Genomic DNA, 15,538 nt, shown 5'->3' with positions numbered 1-15,538 from the left:
AGAACCGGGAGGAGCCGCGTCTCGCCAGAGGCGTGGTGTCGAGAGGATGCGGCATCCCGCGACGGCCCTCGGCCGCGCGCTCTCCTCCCATGCGAAGGCCTGCGGCGAGGCACCGCCGCGCGACGTCACGGGAGGTCCCCAATGTTGAAGCCGTTGTTCGCCGCCGCGCTCTGCGCCGGCCTCATCGCCGCGCCGCTGTCGGCCTCCGCCACCGACTACAAGATCATGGCCCCGGCGGCCCCCGGCGGCGGCTGGGACCAGACCGCGCGTTCCATGCAGGCGGCCCTGCAGGACGAGAAGATCGCCGACAGCGTCCAGGTGCTGAACGTTCCCGGCGCCGGCGGCACCATCGGCCTCGCCCAGTTCGCCACCCAGTCGAAGGGCGATCCGTCGGCGCTGATCGTCGGCGGCTACGTCATGGTCGGCGCCATCCTGACCAACAACGCGCCGGTGACGCTCGAGCAGGTGACGCCGATCGCGCGCCTCACCGGCGAATACGAGGCTGTCGTGGTGCCGGCCTCCTCGCCGATCCAGACGATGCAGGACCTCGTCGCGGCGCTGAAGGCCGACCCGGGCGCGGTGTCGTGGGGCGGCGGCTCGGCCGGCGGCACCGACCACATCACCGCGGGCCTGATCGCCAAGGCGGTCGGCGTCGACCCGACCAAGATCAACTACATCGCCTTTTCCGGCGGTGGCGAGGCGCTCGCGGCGATCCTCGGCAGCCAGGTGACGGCCGGCATCTCCGGCTACGGCGAATTCGAGAGCCAGGTGCAGGCCGGCACGCTCCGGCTCCTGGCGGTGTCGAGCGGCGAGCGACTGCCGGGTGTCGACGCCCCGACGCTGAAGGAGGCCGGCGTCGACGTGGAGATCCAGAACTGGCGCATGGTCGCGGCCGCTCCCGACATCACGCCCGAGCAGGCGGCGGCGATCACCGCCGACATCGAGACGATGGTGAACTCCGCCACCTGGCAGGAGACGCTGAAGACCAAGGGCTGGCAGAACACCTTCCTCGCCGGTGACGCCTTCAAGGCACAGCTCGCCGAAGACACCGCGGCGACCGCGGCGATCCTGAAGGACATCGGGCTCGTCAAATGAGCGACGGCCTCGACGCCCGGCAGCATCGCCCCGACCGGGCGGTGCTGGTCATCGCGGTGCTGCTCGCCGGGCTCGCCGCGGTGATCGTCTGGGACACCCAGCGCCTCGCGGTCGCCGCCGCCTATGCGCGGGTCGGGCCGGCAGCGTTTCCCTACACGGTGGCCGCCGCGCTCGTCGGCCTCGCCATCTGGACGGCGATCGCCGGCTGGCGCGGCGCCTTCCCGCAGCGCGAGAGCGTCGAGTTCGGGCCTGTCGCCTGGATCGTCGCCGGCCTCGTCGGCCAGATGGCGCTGCTCCCCTATGCCGGCTTCTCGATCGCCACGGGCGTCCTGTTCGCCTTCACGGCGAAGGGGCTCGGCCGCGGGCCGTTGTGGCTGACGATACCGGGCGGGGCCGTCTTCGGCTTCCTCGTCTGGCTGACCTTCACGAAGCTCCTGCAGCTGTCGCTGCCGGCGGGGCCGTTCGAGCGCCTCTTCGTCTGATCCTCACATCACCTGAGCTGTCTGGGGCGATCCATGGACACCTTCGCGCTGCTCGGCCAGGGCCTGCTCGTCGCCCTCGAGCCGATGAACCTGCTCTACGCGCTCATCGGCGTGACGCTCGGCACCGCCGTCGGCGTGCTGCCGGGCATCGGGCCGGCGCTGACCGTCGCGCTCTTGCTGCCGGTCACATACAAGCTCGACCCGGCGGGCTCGCTGATCATGTTCGCCGGCATCTACTACGGCGGCATGTATGGCGGCTCGACGACGTCGATCCTGCTCAACACGCCGGGCGAGAGCGCCTCGATCGTCACGGCGCTCGAGGGCAACAAGATGGCGCGGGCCGGGCGCGGCGGACCGGCGCTCGCCACCGCCGCCATCGGCTCCTTCGTCGCCGGACTGATCGCCACCCTCGGACTGGCGCTGATTGCGCCGTGGGTGGTGAAGTTCGCGCTCGCCTTCGGGCCGGCGGAATATTTCGCGCTGATGGTGCTCGCCTTCATGACGGTGTCGGCCGCCTTCGGCGATTCGACGCTGCGCGGCCTCACCGCGCTCGCACTCGGGCTCGCGATCGGCCTCGTCGGCATCGACCTGCAGACCGGCCAGGCGCGCCTCACCTTCGGCATGCCGGACCTGCTCGACGGCATCGAGGTGACGACGGTGGCCGTCGCGCTGTTCGCCGTCGGCGAGGCGCTGTCGGTGGCGGCCTCGCGCTCGCGCACGCCCGAGACGATCGAGCCGGTGCGCGGCTCGGTGTGGATGAGCAAGCTCGACTGGGCGCGCTCGTGGAAGCCGTGGCTGCGCGGCACCGTCATCGGCTTTCCGATCGGGGCGATGCCGGCCGGCGGCGCCGAGATCGGCACGTTCCTGTCCTATGCAGCCGAGAAGCGGCTGACCAAGCACCCGGAGGAGTTCGGCCACGGCGCCATCGAGGGCGTCGCCGGGCCGGAGGCCGCCAACAACGCGTCGGCCGCCGGCACGCTGGTGCCGTTGCTCACCCTCGGCCTGCCGACGACCGCGACGGCGGCGATCATGCTCGCCGGCTTCCAGCAGTTCGGGCTGCAGCCGGGGCCGCTGTTGTTCATCAACAACGCCGACCTCGTCTGGGGCCTGATCGCCAGCCTGCTCGTCGCCAACCTGATGCTGCTGGTGCTGAACCTGCCGCTGATCGGGCTGTGGGTGAAGCTCCTGTCGATCCCGCGGCCGTGGCTCTATGGCGGCATCCTCGTCTTCGCGACGCTCGGCACCATCGGCGCCAACCCGTCGGTGGCCGAGCTCGCCATGCTGCTCGCCTTCGGCATCCTCGGCTTCCTGCTCCGCCTGTTCGGCTATCCGATCGCCCCGGTGGTGGTCGGGCTGATCCTCGGGCCGCTCGCCGAGCAGCAGCTGCGGCGGGCGCTCGCCATCAGCCAGGGCGACCCGACGGTGCTCGTCACCTCGCCGGTCGCCGCCGTGCTGCTGGCGCTCGCAGCCGCCGCCGTGATCGTGCCGCTGGTGCTGCGCTGGCGCGGTCGCGGCAAGGTGCTCTCGGCCCTTGCGGCGAACGAGGATTGAGGCCATGAGAATGCCGCCCGGCCTCCCCCGGCGGGTCGGCGACCATCCATTCGGAGACCCCGAGCTCCTCTCCCCACCCTGGTACCAGGCCGGGCCCCTCTGGCAGCCCTTCGGGACTGCGATGTCGGACTGGATTTTTTCCGAGATCTCTCGGGCGCAGCAGACGGGCGCGCCCGCCCTACGGCGGTAGACCTCGGCCGGCGGCAACATTGCCGGCCTTTCGCGCGTTCTCGTCCTGCTCCGCCCTTGCCCCCTGCAAGGAGACAGTCCCGCATGATGGAATTCTTCGCCGAGCACCTGACACCCGACGCGCTCACCGCGCTCGGCCAGGTGATCATGATCGACATCGTGCTGGCCGGCGACAACGCGATCGTCATCGGCCTGGCCGCCGCCGGCCTGCCGAAGGACCAGCGCGCCAAGGCGATCCTGATCGGCATCATCGCCGCGACCGTGCTGCGCATCTTCTTCGCGGCGATCACCGCGCAGCTGCTCGCCATCATCGGCCTGCTTCTCGCCGGCGGCATCCTGCTGTTGTGGGTGTCGTGGAAGATGTGGCGCGAGCTGCGCATCTCGGCCCGCGAGGCGGCGGAAGGCCAGGAGGCGCTGACCGAGGAGGATCTCACCGGCGACAACAAGATCGCCGCCGGTGCGCCGCGCAAGACCTTCGCCCAGGCGGCCTGGCAGATCGTCGTCGCCGACGTGTCGATGTCGCTCGACAACGTGCTGGCGGTGGCGGGCGCGGCCCGCGAGCATCCGTGGGTGCTGGTGACCGGCCTCGCGGTGTCGATCGCGCTGATGGGCCTCGCGGCGACCTTCATCGCCAAGCTGCTGCACCGCTACCGCTGGATCGCCTATGTCGGCCTGCTGATCATCCTCTACGTGTCGCTCGAGATGATCTACCGCGGCAGTCTCGAGGTGTGGCCCTACGTGCAGGCCTACATGGGGACCTGATCGCGGCGCGGCCGCTCCGGCGGCCGCGACCCCGCCCGGGTGACGTGACGTCGCCTCTGAAGCGACGTGCGCTTTGAAGCGAGAGGTATCAATGAAAACGGGCCCCGGTCTTGCGACCGGGGCCCGCTTCGCGACGGTGCACCGAGCACTCGACGGGCGGGGGGAGGACCCGCCCGGAGCGTCTCAGAGGCGCACGCCGTCGAAGGACTTCGGATCGATCCCGAGGACGCGGAGATCGGACGCGGCGGGCCGGCGGCCGGCCTGGGCGGCGGCGGAGGCGTTGCGGGCAGCGCCGAGGATCGCGAACATCGTGCCGATGCCGCCGAAGAAGCTGTTGCGCGGCCGCGCCTCGAGACCGGCGGTGTAATGGGTGGCGCTCATGGGGTGATCTCCTCTGAAACCGTTGCACCCCATATCGGTCATGCTGCGCTGCAATAGAAGTGCGGGATTCGCAGCTCCGCCATGCACCCTATGCAAGGCCCGGCGCCAGGCTTTCCCGAGGCTTGCTTGACGGCCGCCGCGTCTGCTGCCGAACTGCTTTATTGTGCGTCGCAACAAGCCGCCGGGATGTCGCAGACGCGAAAGCCCGGCGCGGTCTCCCGCACCGGGCTTTCGAAGGAGCCTTGCGGCCGTGGCCCGTGTGGGCGAGCGCCCTCGCCCTCTCAGCCGGCGGCGGCGAGCTTGGCCGGCTGCACGGCGGTGGCGTAGTCGTCCATCAGCGTGCGGGTGATCTCGCCCGGCGTGAAGGTGTAGGGGCCGATCTCGGACACCGGCGTCACCTCGGCGGCGGTGCCGGTGAGGAAGCACTCCGCGAAGCCCGCCATCTCCTCCGGCGCGATCCGCCGCTCGATCACCTCGAGGCCGCGGCGCTTCGCGAGCTCGATGACGGTACGGCGGGTGATGCCGTCGAGGAAGCAGTGCGGCTCCGGCGTGTGGATGCGGCCGTCCTTGACGAAGAACACGTTGGCGCCCGTCGCCTCGGCGACGTTGCCCTCGTAGTCGAGCATCAGCGCGTCGGCGTAGCCCTTGTTCTCGGCAGCGTGCTTCGACAGCGTGCAGATCATGTAGAGGCCGGCCGCCTTCGCCTTCGACGGGATCGTCCGCGGATCCGGGCGACGCCACTCGGCCATGTCGAGGCGGATGCCCTTCAGGCGCTGCTCGGGGGCGAAGTAGCTCGGCCACTCCCACGCCGCGATGGCGAGGTGGATGGTGTTCTGCTGCGCCGAGACGCCCATCATCTCGCTGCCGCGCCAGGCGACCGGGCGCAGATAGGCGTCCGTCAGCTTCTGGCGACGCAGAAGCTCGCGGCTCGCCGCGTTGATCTCCTCGGCGGTGTAGGGAATGGTGAAGCCCAGCACCTTGGCGGAGAACAGGAGCCGCTCGGTGTGCTCGGCGAGCTTGAAGATCTCGCCGCCATAGGCCCGCTCGCCCTCGAACACCGAGGAGGCGTAGTGCAGCCCGTGGGTGAGCACGTGAACGGTCGCCTCCGACCACGGCACGAACTTGCCGTCCATCCAGATGACGCCGTCGCGTTTGTCGAAGGATTGTCCCGCCATTGTTCTCTGTCTCCCGGTCCTCGGCGCCCGGCCCCGGCGGCCTCGTTCGGTCCGTCCGTGTCCGGTCTAGCATGTCGGCGGCGTGGTTCGCAGCCACCGGCTCCGGCTCGTCCGCGCGCCCGCCTTTTTTGCGCCGCGGCAAAGTTGCCGGTATCCTCCCGCGCGGCCGCGCCGGCCGGGAGAACGTCCGATCCTTTCGTCCGGACGGCCATCTCAGTAACAATCGTACGTGAATAAGTCAACATGGCTGACGTAATTTCGGGTGAGGATCTGGAGCGGACCGTGCGCGAGCCGCCCGGCCGGAGCGCGGCCGCCGCGGCCGAGCCGCTCTACGAGCTGATCGAGCTCCTGTTCTTTGCCTATCGCGACTTCGTCGGCGGCCCCGACCGCATCCTCGCCGAGTATGATTTCGGGCGGGCGCACCACCGGGTCCTGCACTTCGTCAACCGCAACCCCGGCATGCGCGTCACCGACCTCCTGGACATCCTGAAGATCACCAAGCAGAGCCTGGCGCGGGTGCTGAAGCAGCTGGTCGACACCGGCTTCATCGACAGCCGCACCGGCGCCGCCGACCGGCGCGAGCGCCTGCTCTATCCGACGGAGGCGGGCCGGGCGCTGGCGCTCCGGCTGGCGCGATTGCAGTCGGCGCGGCTCGAGGCGGCGGCCGCCGGCCTCGGCCCTGCCGGCACCGAGGCGGCGAAGCGCTTCCTCGCCCTCGTCGTCAACGAGGAGGAGCGTCCCGCCGTGCTGGCGCTCGCCCGCAAGGAGAGCCCGCGATGAAGTCCGCCGTCGCCGTCCCCGCGGCCCTGCCGGACGACGCACCGCATCTTCTCGTCGTCGACGACGACCAGCGCATCCGCACGCTGCTGCGCCGCTATCTCGTCGAGAACGGCTACCGCGCGACGATGGCCGAGGACGCCGCCGCCGCCCGACGCTCGATGGCGCAGCTCGAGTTCGATCTGCTGATTCTCGACGTGATGATGCCGGGCGAGAGCGGCGTCGATCTCGCCGCATCGCTGCGCACGGAATCGGACGTGCCGATCCTGATGCTGACGGCGCGCGCCGAGGCGGGCGACCGCATTGCCGGCCTGGAAGCCGGCGTCGACGACTACCTGACCAAGCCCTTCGAGCCGCGCGAACTCCTGCTGCGCGTCCAGAGCATCCTGCGCCGCCGCGCGCCGCGCTCGACCGGGCCGGCGGAGGTGCGCTTCGGGCCGTTCACCTTCCACCTGCAGAAGATGGAGCTGATGCGCGGCGACGTCGCCGTCCGGCTCACCGACCGCGAGAAGCGGCTGCTCAAGGCCTTCGCCGAGCGGCCGGGCGACACCATCGCCCGTCACCTCCTGGTCGAGGGCGAGGGCAGTCTCGGCGAACGGACGGTGGACGTGCAGATCAACCGCCTGCGCCGCAAGCTCGAGGTCGATCCGGCCAATCCGGTGCACCTGCAGACGGTGCGCGGCATCGGCTACCGGCTGGCGACGAGCTGAGAAGACGGAGCGAACAGACCTTGGCCGAGACCGGCACGGGAATGGACTGGGCGCGCGTCCGCGACCGCGCCAGGCGTTTCCTGCTGTTGCCGACCCTCGGCCGCTTCCTGCACCGCACGCTGCCGAAGAGGCTGTTCCCGCGCTCGCTCCTGATCATCGTGCTGCCGATGATTCTGCTGCAGTCGGTCGCCGCCTACGTCTTCCTAGAGCGGCATTGGGAGCTCGTGACGCGGCGGCTGTCGGAAGCGACCGTGCGCGATATCACCGCCGTCATCAACGTGCTGCAGTCCTACCCGCAGGACCCGGACTACGCGACCCTGAAGCGCATCGCCCGCGACGACCTCAAGCTCTCGATCGAGGTGCTGCCGAAGCAGCCGCTGCCGCCGCCGGCGGAGAAGCCGTTCTTCTCGCTGCTCGACCGCACGTTGTCGCGGCTGATCTCCGAATCGATCGGCAAGCCGTTCTGGATCGACACGGTCGGCCGCTCCGACTTCGTCGAGATCCGCATCGACCTCGGCGACCGGCAGCTCAAGGTCTATGCCCGCCGCAGCCAGACCTACGCCGCCAACGCCCACATCTTCCTCGTCTGGATGGTCGGCACCGCGCTCGTGCTGCTCGCCATCGCCATCCCCTTCCTGCGCAACCAGATCCGGCCGATCCAGACGCTCGCCGCCGCCGCCGAGGACTTCGGCCGTGGTCGCCCGGTGGAGGGCTTCCGGCCGCGCGGCGCGCTGGAGGTGCGGCAGGCCGCCTACGCCTTCCTCGAGATGCGCCGCCGCATCGAGCGCCAAATCGAGCAGCGCACGACGATGCTCGCCGGCGTCTCGCACGACCTCCGCACGATGCTCACCCGCTTCCGCCTCGAGCTCGCCTTCCTCGGCGACGGCGAGGAGGTGGCGGAGCTCAAGAAGGACGTCGACGAGATGCAGGCGATGCTCGAGGGCTACATCGCCTTCGTGCGCGGCGACGGCGACGAGCAGGCGGCGCCAGTCGACCTCTCGGCGATGCTGTCCGAGATCGCCGCCAAGGAGGCGTCCGAGGGCTGCGCGGTGACGGCCCGCTTCGAAGGCGAGCCGCAGGTGACCGTCAAGGCGAGCGCCTTCCGGCGGGTGATCGTCAATCTCGTCGGCAACGCCTGTCGCCATGCGGGAACCGTCGAGGTCTCCGGCCGCCACGCCGACGGCTGGATCACCGTGCTCGTCGACGACGACGGGCCGGGGGTGCCGCCGGAGATGCGCGAGGAGGTGTTCAAGCCGTTCGTCCGCCTCGACGAGGCGCGCAACCAGGATCAGGCCGGCACCGGCCTCGGCCTCGCCATCGCCCGCGACATCGTGCGCGGTCACGGCGGCGACATCAGCCTCGAGGAATCACCGCTCGGCGGATTGCGGGCCAGGGCGCGCATCCCGGGCTGAGATCGTCGCCGAGATCGTCGGAATTCCCGCATGTCCGGGAGGCGTCGCCCTTGCGGCGCCTCGGGCGGCGCCATACCTGCGCTGCGACATGAGGGAAGGGCCCGCACGATGATCGACACGAAAAAGCTCCTCGACCAGTTTCTCGGCGCCGGTGCCGGTGGGCAGGGCGGGGGACTCGGCGGCGGATTGGGTGGCGCGCTGGGCGGCATGCTCGGCGGCGGGCGCCCCGGCGCCCAGGGTGGCGGTCAGCCCGGAGCCGGTGGCGGCCAGGCCGGTGGGCTCGGCGGGCTCGGCGACATGCTGGGCGGCGTCCTCGGTGGCGGCAAGGGCGGCGGCGGCGGCCTCGGCGGCGCCCTCGGCGGCGGCATGGGCGGGCTCGCCGGTGGCGCCCTCGCCGGTGGCCTCGTCTCGGTCCTGCTCGGCTCCAAGGGTGCCCGCAAGCTCGGCGGCAAGGCTCTGACCTATGGCGGCCTCGCGGTCGTCGGCGCGCTCGCCTATTCGGCCTATCGCAACTGGCAGGCGCAGCAGTCCGGCCAGCCGGCCCCCGCCCCCGTGCAGCCCGGCCAGCCGCTGGCGCTGCCGCCGCCCGAGACCCCCTTCCATCCCGCCCACGCCCCCGGTGGCGAGGGCACGCTGGCACTGACGCTGCTGCACGCGATGATCGCAGCGGCGAAGGCCGACGGCCACGTCGACGCCGACGAGCGCGCCCGCATCGTCGGCCGCCTCGACGACATCGGCCTGTCGGCCGAGGACCGCGACTTCCTGGAGGCCGAACTCGCCGCGCCGATCGACATCGACCGGCTGGTGCGGGAGGCGTCGACGCCGGCGGTGGCGGCCGAGATCTACGCCGCCTCGCTGCTCGTCATCACGCCGGACCATCCGGCGGAGCAGGCCTATCTGCAGCTGCTGGCCGCCCGCCTCGGGCTCGATCCGGGCCTGAAGATCGAGCTCGAGAAGGCGGTCGCCGCGGCCACCGTCGGCTGAACCTGACCGCACGGACCCACGCCGTCCGGCTCAGCCGGGCGGCGACGGCGCGAGAACGGCAGCGCGGTGCGCCGTCAGGGCCGGCCGCAGGATCGCGACGACGGCGAGCAGGATGACGACGCCGATCAGCATGCCGGCGACACGCTCGACGATCGGATCGATGGTGTCCGGCGGACCGAGCCCCGTCACCATCGCCAGGATGAAGGCGAAGCCGCCCTGCAGGCCGACATACGAGTAGCCGCCGCGGCCGTGGTAGAGGTGGGCGAGCGCCATCAGCCCGCCGACGAACAGGATCGACCAGACGAAGAACGACGACACGCCGGTCGCGGTGATGACGAGGCCGGCACTGCCGCCGACGAGGCAGCCCATGACGCGCTGCAGGCTCTTCGCGCGCATCACGGCGATGTCGCGGTCGAGCACGGCGAGGATGCTGACAACGATCTGCAGGATGCTCGGCAGGTCGTACCAGGACCACAGCGCCATGGCGGTGAGCAGGGCCGCTCCGGCGATGATGGCGGCGTGCAGCGCCTTGAGCCTCTCCTCCGCCGCGCCGGGCTCGAAGCCCTTCGGCTTCTCAGGCAGGCTCTCGCCGAGGACGAGCGAGGCGACCATCGCCGCGAAGACGCCGATGCAGATTTCCAGGCCGCGGTAGACGACGAACTCGTAGAGGGTCGCCGGGTCCGTCATCGAGCCGACGAGGGCCATCGCGATCGTGATGGCGCCGAGCAGCCACGCATAATCGAAGCGGCTGCGGTAGCGCATGATGATGCCCACCATGCAGACCATGGCGAGCACCAGCGCCTGGGCCACCGGCTGGCCCTCGAGCACGAGGGCGAGATTGTAGCCGATGATGCAGGCGATCAGCGTGCCGGCGACGCGCATGCCCGACTTCAGCACCAGCGCATCGCGGTTCGGGTTGGCGACGACCCAGGCCGAGATGCACGCCCACCACGGGTCGGACGTGCCGGTCCAGAACGCCAGCACCGCCGCGAGCCAGCAGCCCGCCGCCGCCACCAGCGCCTGGCGCTCGCCGCCGATCATTGCGTCGCCGGCTCCTGCGAGCCGGCCGCGGGCGCTGCGTCGGTGGCAAAGGTGTTCGCCCACATCAGCACGCGCGCGTCGGCGCCGGAAAACAGCGGCACCCGGCCGACGAAGCCCTCGATGTCCACCTCGACGGGAAAGCGCCGCGGCAGGCGGATCCACTCCGTCGTCGGCGACACGTAGGGCAGCACGCCGAGCGGATCGGGCTGGCGCGAGATGCCGCGCGGGATCGAGCGGATGGTGGCGCGGTGCAGTCGCCACGGGTCCGACGAGACGTGCACCCAGACCGTCTGGCCGACCGTCAGTGCGCCCAGATAGTAGTCCGGAAGGTTGGCGACGATCCGCCAGCCGCGGTCGGCGACGACCGCCATCACCGGCGTGCCGATGTTGACGAAGTCGCCCTCCTTGATCTCGTAGGGGGCGACCGAGCCGGCGACCGAGGAGACGACGCGGGTCTGGGCGAGGTCGTACTCCGCCTTCGCCAGCGACGCCTGCGCCGCGCCGATGGCGGCGAGCTGCACGGCGATGTCCTGCTGCGCCGTCTGCTCGAGGGCGGTGAGCTCGGCGACGCGGGCGGCGGCGGTGTCGAAGTCGCGCTTGGCGTCGTCGACGGCCTGCACCGTGACGGCGCCGGAGGTCTGGATGGCGGCGAGGCGCTGGAAGCGCATCTGCGCGTCGTCGAGCGTCGACTGCGCCGACTTGACGACGGAGGCGGCGGCGGACGCCTGGTCGACGGCCTTGGCGTGGTTCGCCTGGGCGAGCGTCAGCTCAGCCTTGAGCTCTTCGACGCGGAACCTGAACGGCGTCGGGTCGATCGAGAACAGGAGGTCGCCGGCGGCGATCGTCTGGTTGCGCGCCACCGCCACGGCGGCGACCGGCCCGGCCACCTGCGGGGCGACGACGACGACGTCGGTGACCACGAAGGCATCGGTGGTGTAGGCGACGAAGGAGGAGACGATCTCGTAGACGAGCAGCAGCGCCGCGAGCAGGCCGAACACCGACGCACCGGGATGCCTGGCGAAGAACGCGCGCACTCTCGTCTCCCTGTCACTCCGAGCCGACGCACCGGCCGCCGAGGGAGCCCCGGCTGGCCCGTGCCGTCAAGCGCCGCCGGGCCGGGAAGCCTAAAAACGCGACGGCCCGGGAGGATGCCTCCCGGGCCGCGCCGTCGTCGAAGGCGAGTGCCGCCCGGCCAGAGCCGGGCGCGCCCTCAGCCGTTGTGGTAGGCGGCTTCGCCGTGGGAGACGAGGTCGAGGCCCTCGCGCTCCTGCTCCGGCGTGACCCGCAGCCCGACGATCAGGTCGACGATCTTGAAGAGGATCGCCGAGATGATGCCGCACCACAGGATGGTGAACACCACCGCCTTGATCTGGATCCACACCTGCGCGGCCATCGTCACGCCGTCGGCATAGCCGATGCCGCCGAGCGAGTCGGAGGCGACGATGCCGGTGCCGATGGCGCCGATGATGCCGCCGATGCCGTGGATGCCGAAGACATCGAGGCTGTCGTCATAGCCGAGCGCGTTCTTCACGACCGCCACGAAGAAGTAGCAGCCGAGCGAGGCAACCGCGCCGAGGACGATCGCCGCCATCGGACCGGCGATGCCGGCCGCCGGGGTGACCGCCACGAGACCGGCGACCGCACCCGACACCGCGCCGAGCATGCTCGCCTTGCCGCGGGCGAAGGTCTCGACGATCGACCACGCCACGATGGCACCCGCCGTCGCGGTGAAGGTGTTGATCATCGCGAGCGTCGTGCCGCCGTTGGCCTCGAGGTTGGAGCCGGCGTTGAAGCCGAACCAGCCGACCCACAGCAGGGCGGCGCCGACCATCGTCAGCGTCATCGAGTGCGGGGCCATCATGTCCTTGCCGAGACCCGTGCGCTTGCCGAGCATGATGCAGCCGACGAGGGCGGCGATGCCCGCGTTGATGTGCACCACCGTGCCGCCGGCGAAGTCGAGCGCGCCCCAGTCGAAGATCAGCGCGCCCTCACCGAACCACACCATGTGGCAGATCGGAAAGTAGACGAACGTCACCCACAGGATGGAGAACAGCATCACCGCCGAGAACTTGATGCGCTCGGCGAAGGCGCCGACGATCAGGGCGGGGGTGATGCACGCGAACGTCATCTGGAAGCAGATGAACACGTACTCGGGGATGACGACGCCTTCGGAGAAGGTGGCCGACACCGAGTCCGTCGTGACACCGGCGAGGAACAGCTTGGAGAAGCCGCCGATGTAGGTGTTGAGGCTGCCGCCGTCGGTCAGCGCCAGGCTGTAGCCGTAGGTGACCCAGATGATGATCACGACCGCGGTGATCATGAACACCTGCATCAGCACCGACAGCATGTTCTTGGCGCGGACCAGGCCGCCGTAGAACAGGGCGAGGCCGGGGATGGTCATCAGCAGCACGATGATGGTGGCGACCATCATCCAGGTGGTGTCGCCCTTGTCGGGCACCGGCGTGACGGCGACGGCCTCGACGACGGCTTCCACCGCGGGCGCGGCCGTGTCCTGGGCGAAGGCGGCGCCGGCGGCGAGCAGCGAAAACGCCGCCGTCGACACCGCTCGGCGGAGGATCGAACTCGTTGTCATTGTGGCAATTCCCCTATTCGTGCCGGCGAGAGTGGAAGCGGCGGGATCAGAGCGCATCGACGTCGGTCTCGCCGGTACGGATGCGGACGGCCTGGTCGATCGAGTAGACGAAAATCTTGCCGTCGCCGATCTGGCCGGTCTTGGCCGCGCTGGCGATCGCCTCGACCGTCTTGTCGACGGCGTCGGAGGAGACGGCGATCTCGATCTTCAGCTTCGGCAGGAAGCTCACGGCGTATTCGGTGCCGCGGTAGATTTCGGTGTGCCCCTTCTGTCGGCCGTAGCCCTTCACCTCCGTCACCGTCAGGCCCTGGATGCCGATGCCCGTGAGCGCGTCACGCACCTCGTCGAGCTTGAATGGCTTGATGATCGCCATCACGATTTTCATGAGACTGCCCGTATCATTGGCCTTCACCCGGGGCGGGACCCGGGATCGGGCGGGGAACAAGCTCTGCCGACCGACCCTGTCCCGGCCTACCCGACGAGCTCCGCGCCGCAACAGAATCAAACACCGTGCCAAACCGGAAGGCAGTGCTGCGAAATCGACTCGCGGCCGCCGCCTTTCCGCCAAAAAAAGAGGCCCGGGGAACCTGAGTTCCCCGGGCCAGGTGCGACCGGAGCCAGTTCGGTCGCGACGGGAGACGGACGGGTCGCCGGCGTGCGGCGACCGAAACGGGGGGTGGGGCGCCTGTCGCGGCTCACCCGGAAACGGAGCGCGCCGCGAGCGGGCGCAGGAGCGGACGGACCAGCGCGGCAATTGCCGCAAGGAGGGAGCGACGGCCTCCGCTGCCCTGCTGTGGGGAGCCGGGCAGAATGGTCGCCGGCCGGCCGATCGCACCGACCCGCCCGACGGCGGCGGGGTGGCGCAGCGGCAGCGGTGGAACGGTCGGAATGTGCATGGTCACAGCGCCTCCGCGTCGGTTTCGCCGGTGCGGATGCGCACCACCTGCTCGAGCGTGCGGACGAAGATCTTGCCGTCGCCGATGCCGCCGCTGCGCGCGCTGGTGGTGATCGCCGCCACCACCGCGTCGACGATGGCGGTGTCGACGGCCACCTCGACCATCAGCTTCGGCAGGAAGGCGACGGTGTATTCCGTGCCGCGGTAGATCTCGGTGTGGCCCTTCTGGCGACCGAAACCGCGCGCCTCCGACACCGTCAGCCCGTGCACGCCGAGCCCGATCAGCGCATCGCGGACGGCCTCGAGCTTGAAGGGCTGGATGACGGCAGAGACGAGCTTCATGCGGCGGTCCCGGTCTGGGCCGGCCGGACGATGCCGGCGGCTGTCCCTCCACCACAATCAAGCGCCGTGCCAGTTTGCCACGGCAGGCCGCACGACCCGTCGATTTGACTCCCAGGCTCCCGATCGCGCCGCCAACCGCGTGCGGCGCAACATGAAATGCCTAGTCTGTAGGCGATTGAGTGTTTTCCAGGCAGCGCATCTGGATCGACGCTCTCCGTCGCTCAGCGCGTGCGCACACGGATGAGGCCTTCCTGCGCCACCGAGGCGATCAGGCGGCCGGATCGGTCGTAGATCGAGCCGCGATTGAAGCCGCGCGCGCCGCTGGCCGAGGGCGAGTCCTGCACATAGAGCAGCCACTCGTCGGCGCGGAACGGGCGGTGGAACCACATGGCGTGGTCGAGGCTCGCCACCTGCATCGCCGGGTCGAAGACAATGCGGCCGTGCGGGAACAGCGCCGTGTCGAGCAGCGTGTAGTCCGACACGTAGGCGAGCACGCAGCGGTGGATCGCCGGATCGTCGGGCAGCTCGGCACTCGCCCGCACCCACACCACCTGCCGCGCCGGCAGCGGCTCGCGGGACGTGTAGTGGCGGATGTCGACGGGGCGCAGCTCGATCAGCCGCTCGCGCTCGAAATAGGCGCGCACCTCCGGCGCCATGCCGTCGATCAGGCTGTCGACCAGCGCCTTCTCCGCCGGCAGCGTCTCCGGGTCGGGCACCGGCTCGGCGTCCATCTGGTGGTCGAGGCCGGGCTCCTCCACCTGGAAGGAGGCCGACATCGAGAAGATCGCGTGGCCGTGCTGGATGCCGACGACGCGCCGCGTGGTGAAGCTGCCGCCGTCGCGGATGCGGTCGACCTCGTAGACGATCGGCACCTTCGGGTCACCGGGGCGCAGGAAGTAGCCGTGCAGCGAGTGCGCCTGGCGGCCGTCCACCGTGCGGGTGGCGGCGACCAGCGCCTGGCCGATCACCTGGCCGCCGAAGACGCGCTGCCAGTTGTCCTTCGGGCTGACGCCGCGGAAGAGATTGCGCTCCAGCCGCTCGAGATCGAGGATCGACAGAAGGTTGGCGACGGCATCGGGCATCGGCGGCGCTCCGGGGACACCCACCCGGCGGGCCGGGGTCGGACCGCGGGCGGGAGCTGCCGCATGC

General features: G+C 70.5%; 17 protein-coding genes. 8 read left to right on the top strand and 9 right to left on the bottom strand.

Going from position 1 to position 15,538, the window contains the following annotated elements:
• Positions 1–144 precede the first annotated feature (144 nt).
• From RUR49_RS16035 to RUR49_RS16020, 4 genes are all read left to right on the top strand, one after another.
• The gene (locus RUR49_RS16035) at positions 145–1,095 is read left to right on the top strand and encodes a Bug family tripartite tricarboxylate transporter substrate binding protein (protein ID WP_409147683.1); all 951 of its coding nucleotides are present in this window, start codon (positions 145–147) and stop codon (positions 1,093–1,095) included.
• A complete protein-coding gene (locus RUR49_RS16030; protein WP_409147392.1) occupies positions 1,092–1,577 on the top strand; it encodes a tripartite tricarboxylate transporter TctB family protein in 486 nt (161 codons plus the stop codon). The genes RUR49_RS16035 and RUR49_RS16030 overlap by 4 nt, the downstream gene beginning before the upstream one ends.
• Before the next feature lie 33 nt (positions 1,578–1,610).
• On the top strand, positions 1,611–3,128 hold the full coding sequence (locus RUR49_RS16025) for a tripartite tricarboxylate transporter permease (protein ID WP_409147391.1): 1,518 nt from the start codon (positions 1,611–1,613) through the stop codon (positions 3,126–3,128).
• 273 nt (positions 3,129–3,401) lie between these two features.
• On the top strand, positions 3,402–4,079 hold the full coding sequence (locus RUR49_RS16020; RefSeq protein WP_409147390.1) for a TerC family protein: 678 nt from the start codon (positions 3,402–3,404) through the stop codon (positions 4,077–4,079).
• A 183-nt stretch (positions 4,080–4,262) separates the two neighbouring features.
• Here RUR49_RS16020 and RUR49_RS16015 read toward each other — a convergent pair whose 3' ends face one another.
• Together RUR49_RS16015 and RUR49_RS16010 are read right to left on the bottom strand one after the other, a co-directional pair.
• Positions 4,263–4,460: a hypothetical protein gene (locus tag RUR49_RS16015; protein WP_409147389.1), complete on the bottom strand. Its 198-nt coding sequence runs from the start codon at positions 4,458–4,460 to the stop codon at positions 4,263–4,265.
• Between the two features lie 281 nt (positions 4,461–4,741).
• Positions 4,742–5,635, bottom strand: coding sequence for a branched-chain amino acid aminotransferase (locus tag RUR49_RS16010; protein ID WP_409147388.1), 894 nt, complete (start codon positions 5,633–5,635; stop codon positions 4,742–4,744).
• Between the two features lie 243 nt (positions 5,636–5,878).
• On the opposite strand from RUR49_RS16010, the gene RUR49_RS16005 reads away from it, so the two are divergent.
• The 4 genes from RUR49_RS16005 (at position 5,879) to RUR49_RS15990 (ending at position 9,518) form a co-directional block, all read left to right on the top strand.
• Positions 5,879–6,415 carry a MarR family winged helix-turn-helix transcriptional regulator gene (locus RUR49_RS16005; protein ID WP_409147387.1) on the top strand — a complete coding sequence of 179 codons (537 nt, stop codon included), beginning with the start codon at positions 5,879–5,881 and terminating at the stop codon, positions 6,413–6,415.
• On the top strand, positions 6,412–7,122 hold the full coding sequence (locus RUR49_RS16000; protein ID WP_409147386.1) for a response regulator: 711 nt from the start codon (positions 6,412–6,414) through the stop codon (positions 7,120–7,122). The genes RUR49_RS16005 and RUR49_RS16000 overlap by 4 nt, the downstream gene beginning before the upstream one ends.
• A gap of 41 nt (positions 7,123–7,163) precedes the next feature.
• Positions 7,164–8,534, top strand: a complete 1,371-nt coding sequence (locus RUR49_RS15995) for an ATP-binding protein (protein ID WP_409147682.1) — start codon at positions 7,164–7,166, stop codon at positions 8,532–8,534.
• A gap of 108 nt (positions 8,535–8,642) precedes the next feature.
• Entirely contained in the window at positions 8,643–9,518 is an 876-nt protein-coding gene (locus RUR49_RS15990; RefSeq protein ID WP_409147385.1) for a tellurite resistance TerB family protein, read from the top strand.
• 30 nt (positions 9,519–9,548) lie between these two features.
• On the opposite strand, the gene RUR49_RS15985 is transcribed toward RUR49_RS15990, so the two are convergent.
• The 7 genes from RUR49_RS15985 to tesB form a co-directional block, all read right to left on the bottom strand.
• Positions 9,549–10,559: an FUSC family protein gene (locus RUR49_RS15985; RefSeq protein WP_409147384.1), complete on the bottom strand. Its 1,011-nt coding sequence runs from the start codon at positions 10,557–10,559 to the stop codon at positions 9,549–9,551.
• Entirely contained in the window at positions 10,556–11,593 is a 1,038-nt protein-coding gene (locus tag RUR49_RS15980; RefSeq protein WP_409147383.1) for an HlyD family secretion protein, read from the bottom strand. The genes RUR49_RS15985 and RUR49_RS15980 overlap by 4 nt, the downstream gene beginning before the upstream one ends.
• Positions 11,594–11,769: 176 nt before the next feature.
• Positions 11,770–13,152, bottom strand: a complete 1,383-nt coding sequence (locus RUR49_RS15975; protein WP_409147382.1) for an ammonium transporter — start codon at positions 13,150–13,152, stop codon at positions 11,770–11,772.
• Between the two features lie 46 nt (positions 13,153–13,198).
• Entirely contained in the window at positions 13,199–13,537 is a 339-nt protein-coding gene (locus RUR49_RS15970; RefSeq protein ID WP_409147381.1) for a P-II family nitrogen regulator, read from the bottom strand.
• 310 nt (positions 13,538–13,847) lie between these two features.
• Complete coding sequence (locus tag RUR49_RS15965; RefSeq protein ID WP_409147380.1) at positions 13,848–14,048, bottom strand: hypothetical protein; 201 nt, start codon at positions 14,046–14,048, stop codon at positions 13,848–13,850.
• Positions 14,049–14,050: 2 nt separating this feature from the next.
• Positions 14,051–14,389 carry a P-II family nitrogen regulator gene (locus tag RUR49_RS15960; RefSeq protein WP_409147379.1) on the bottom strand — a complete coding sequence of 113 codons (339 nt, stop codon included), beginning with the start codon at positions 14,387–14,389 and terminating at the stop codon, positions 14,051–14,053.
• Positions 14,390–14,610: 221 nt separating this feature from the next.
• Positions 14,611–15,471, bottom strand: a complete 861-nt coding sequence (gene tesB, locus RUR49_RS15955; RefSeq protein ID WP_409147378.1) for an acyl-CoA thioesterase II — start codon at positions 15,469–15,471, stop codon at positions 14,611–14,613.
• Positions 15,472–15,538: the final 67 nt, after the last annotated feature.

The organism is Pseudoxanthobacter sp. M-2 (assembly GCF_046156265.1).
Lineage (GTDB): Bacteria > Pseudomonadota > Alphaproteobacteria > Rhizobiales > Segnochrobactraceae > CAMDHY01.
The sequence above is the reverse complement of the archived record's forward strand: the minus strand, read 5'-3'. Positions and strand labels throughout refer to the sequence as shown.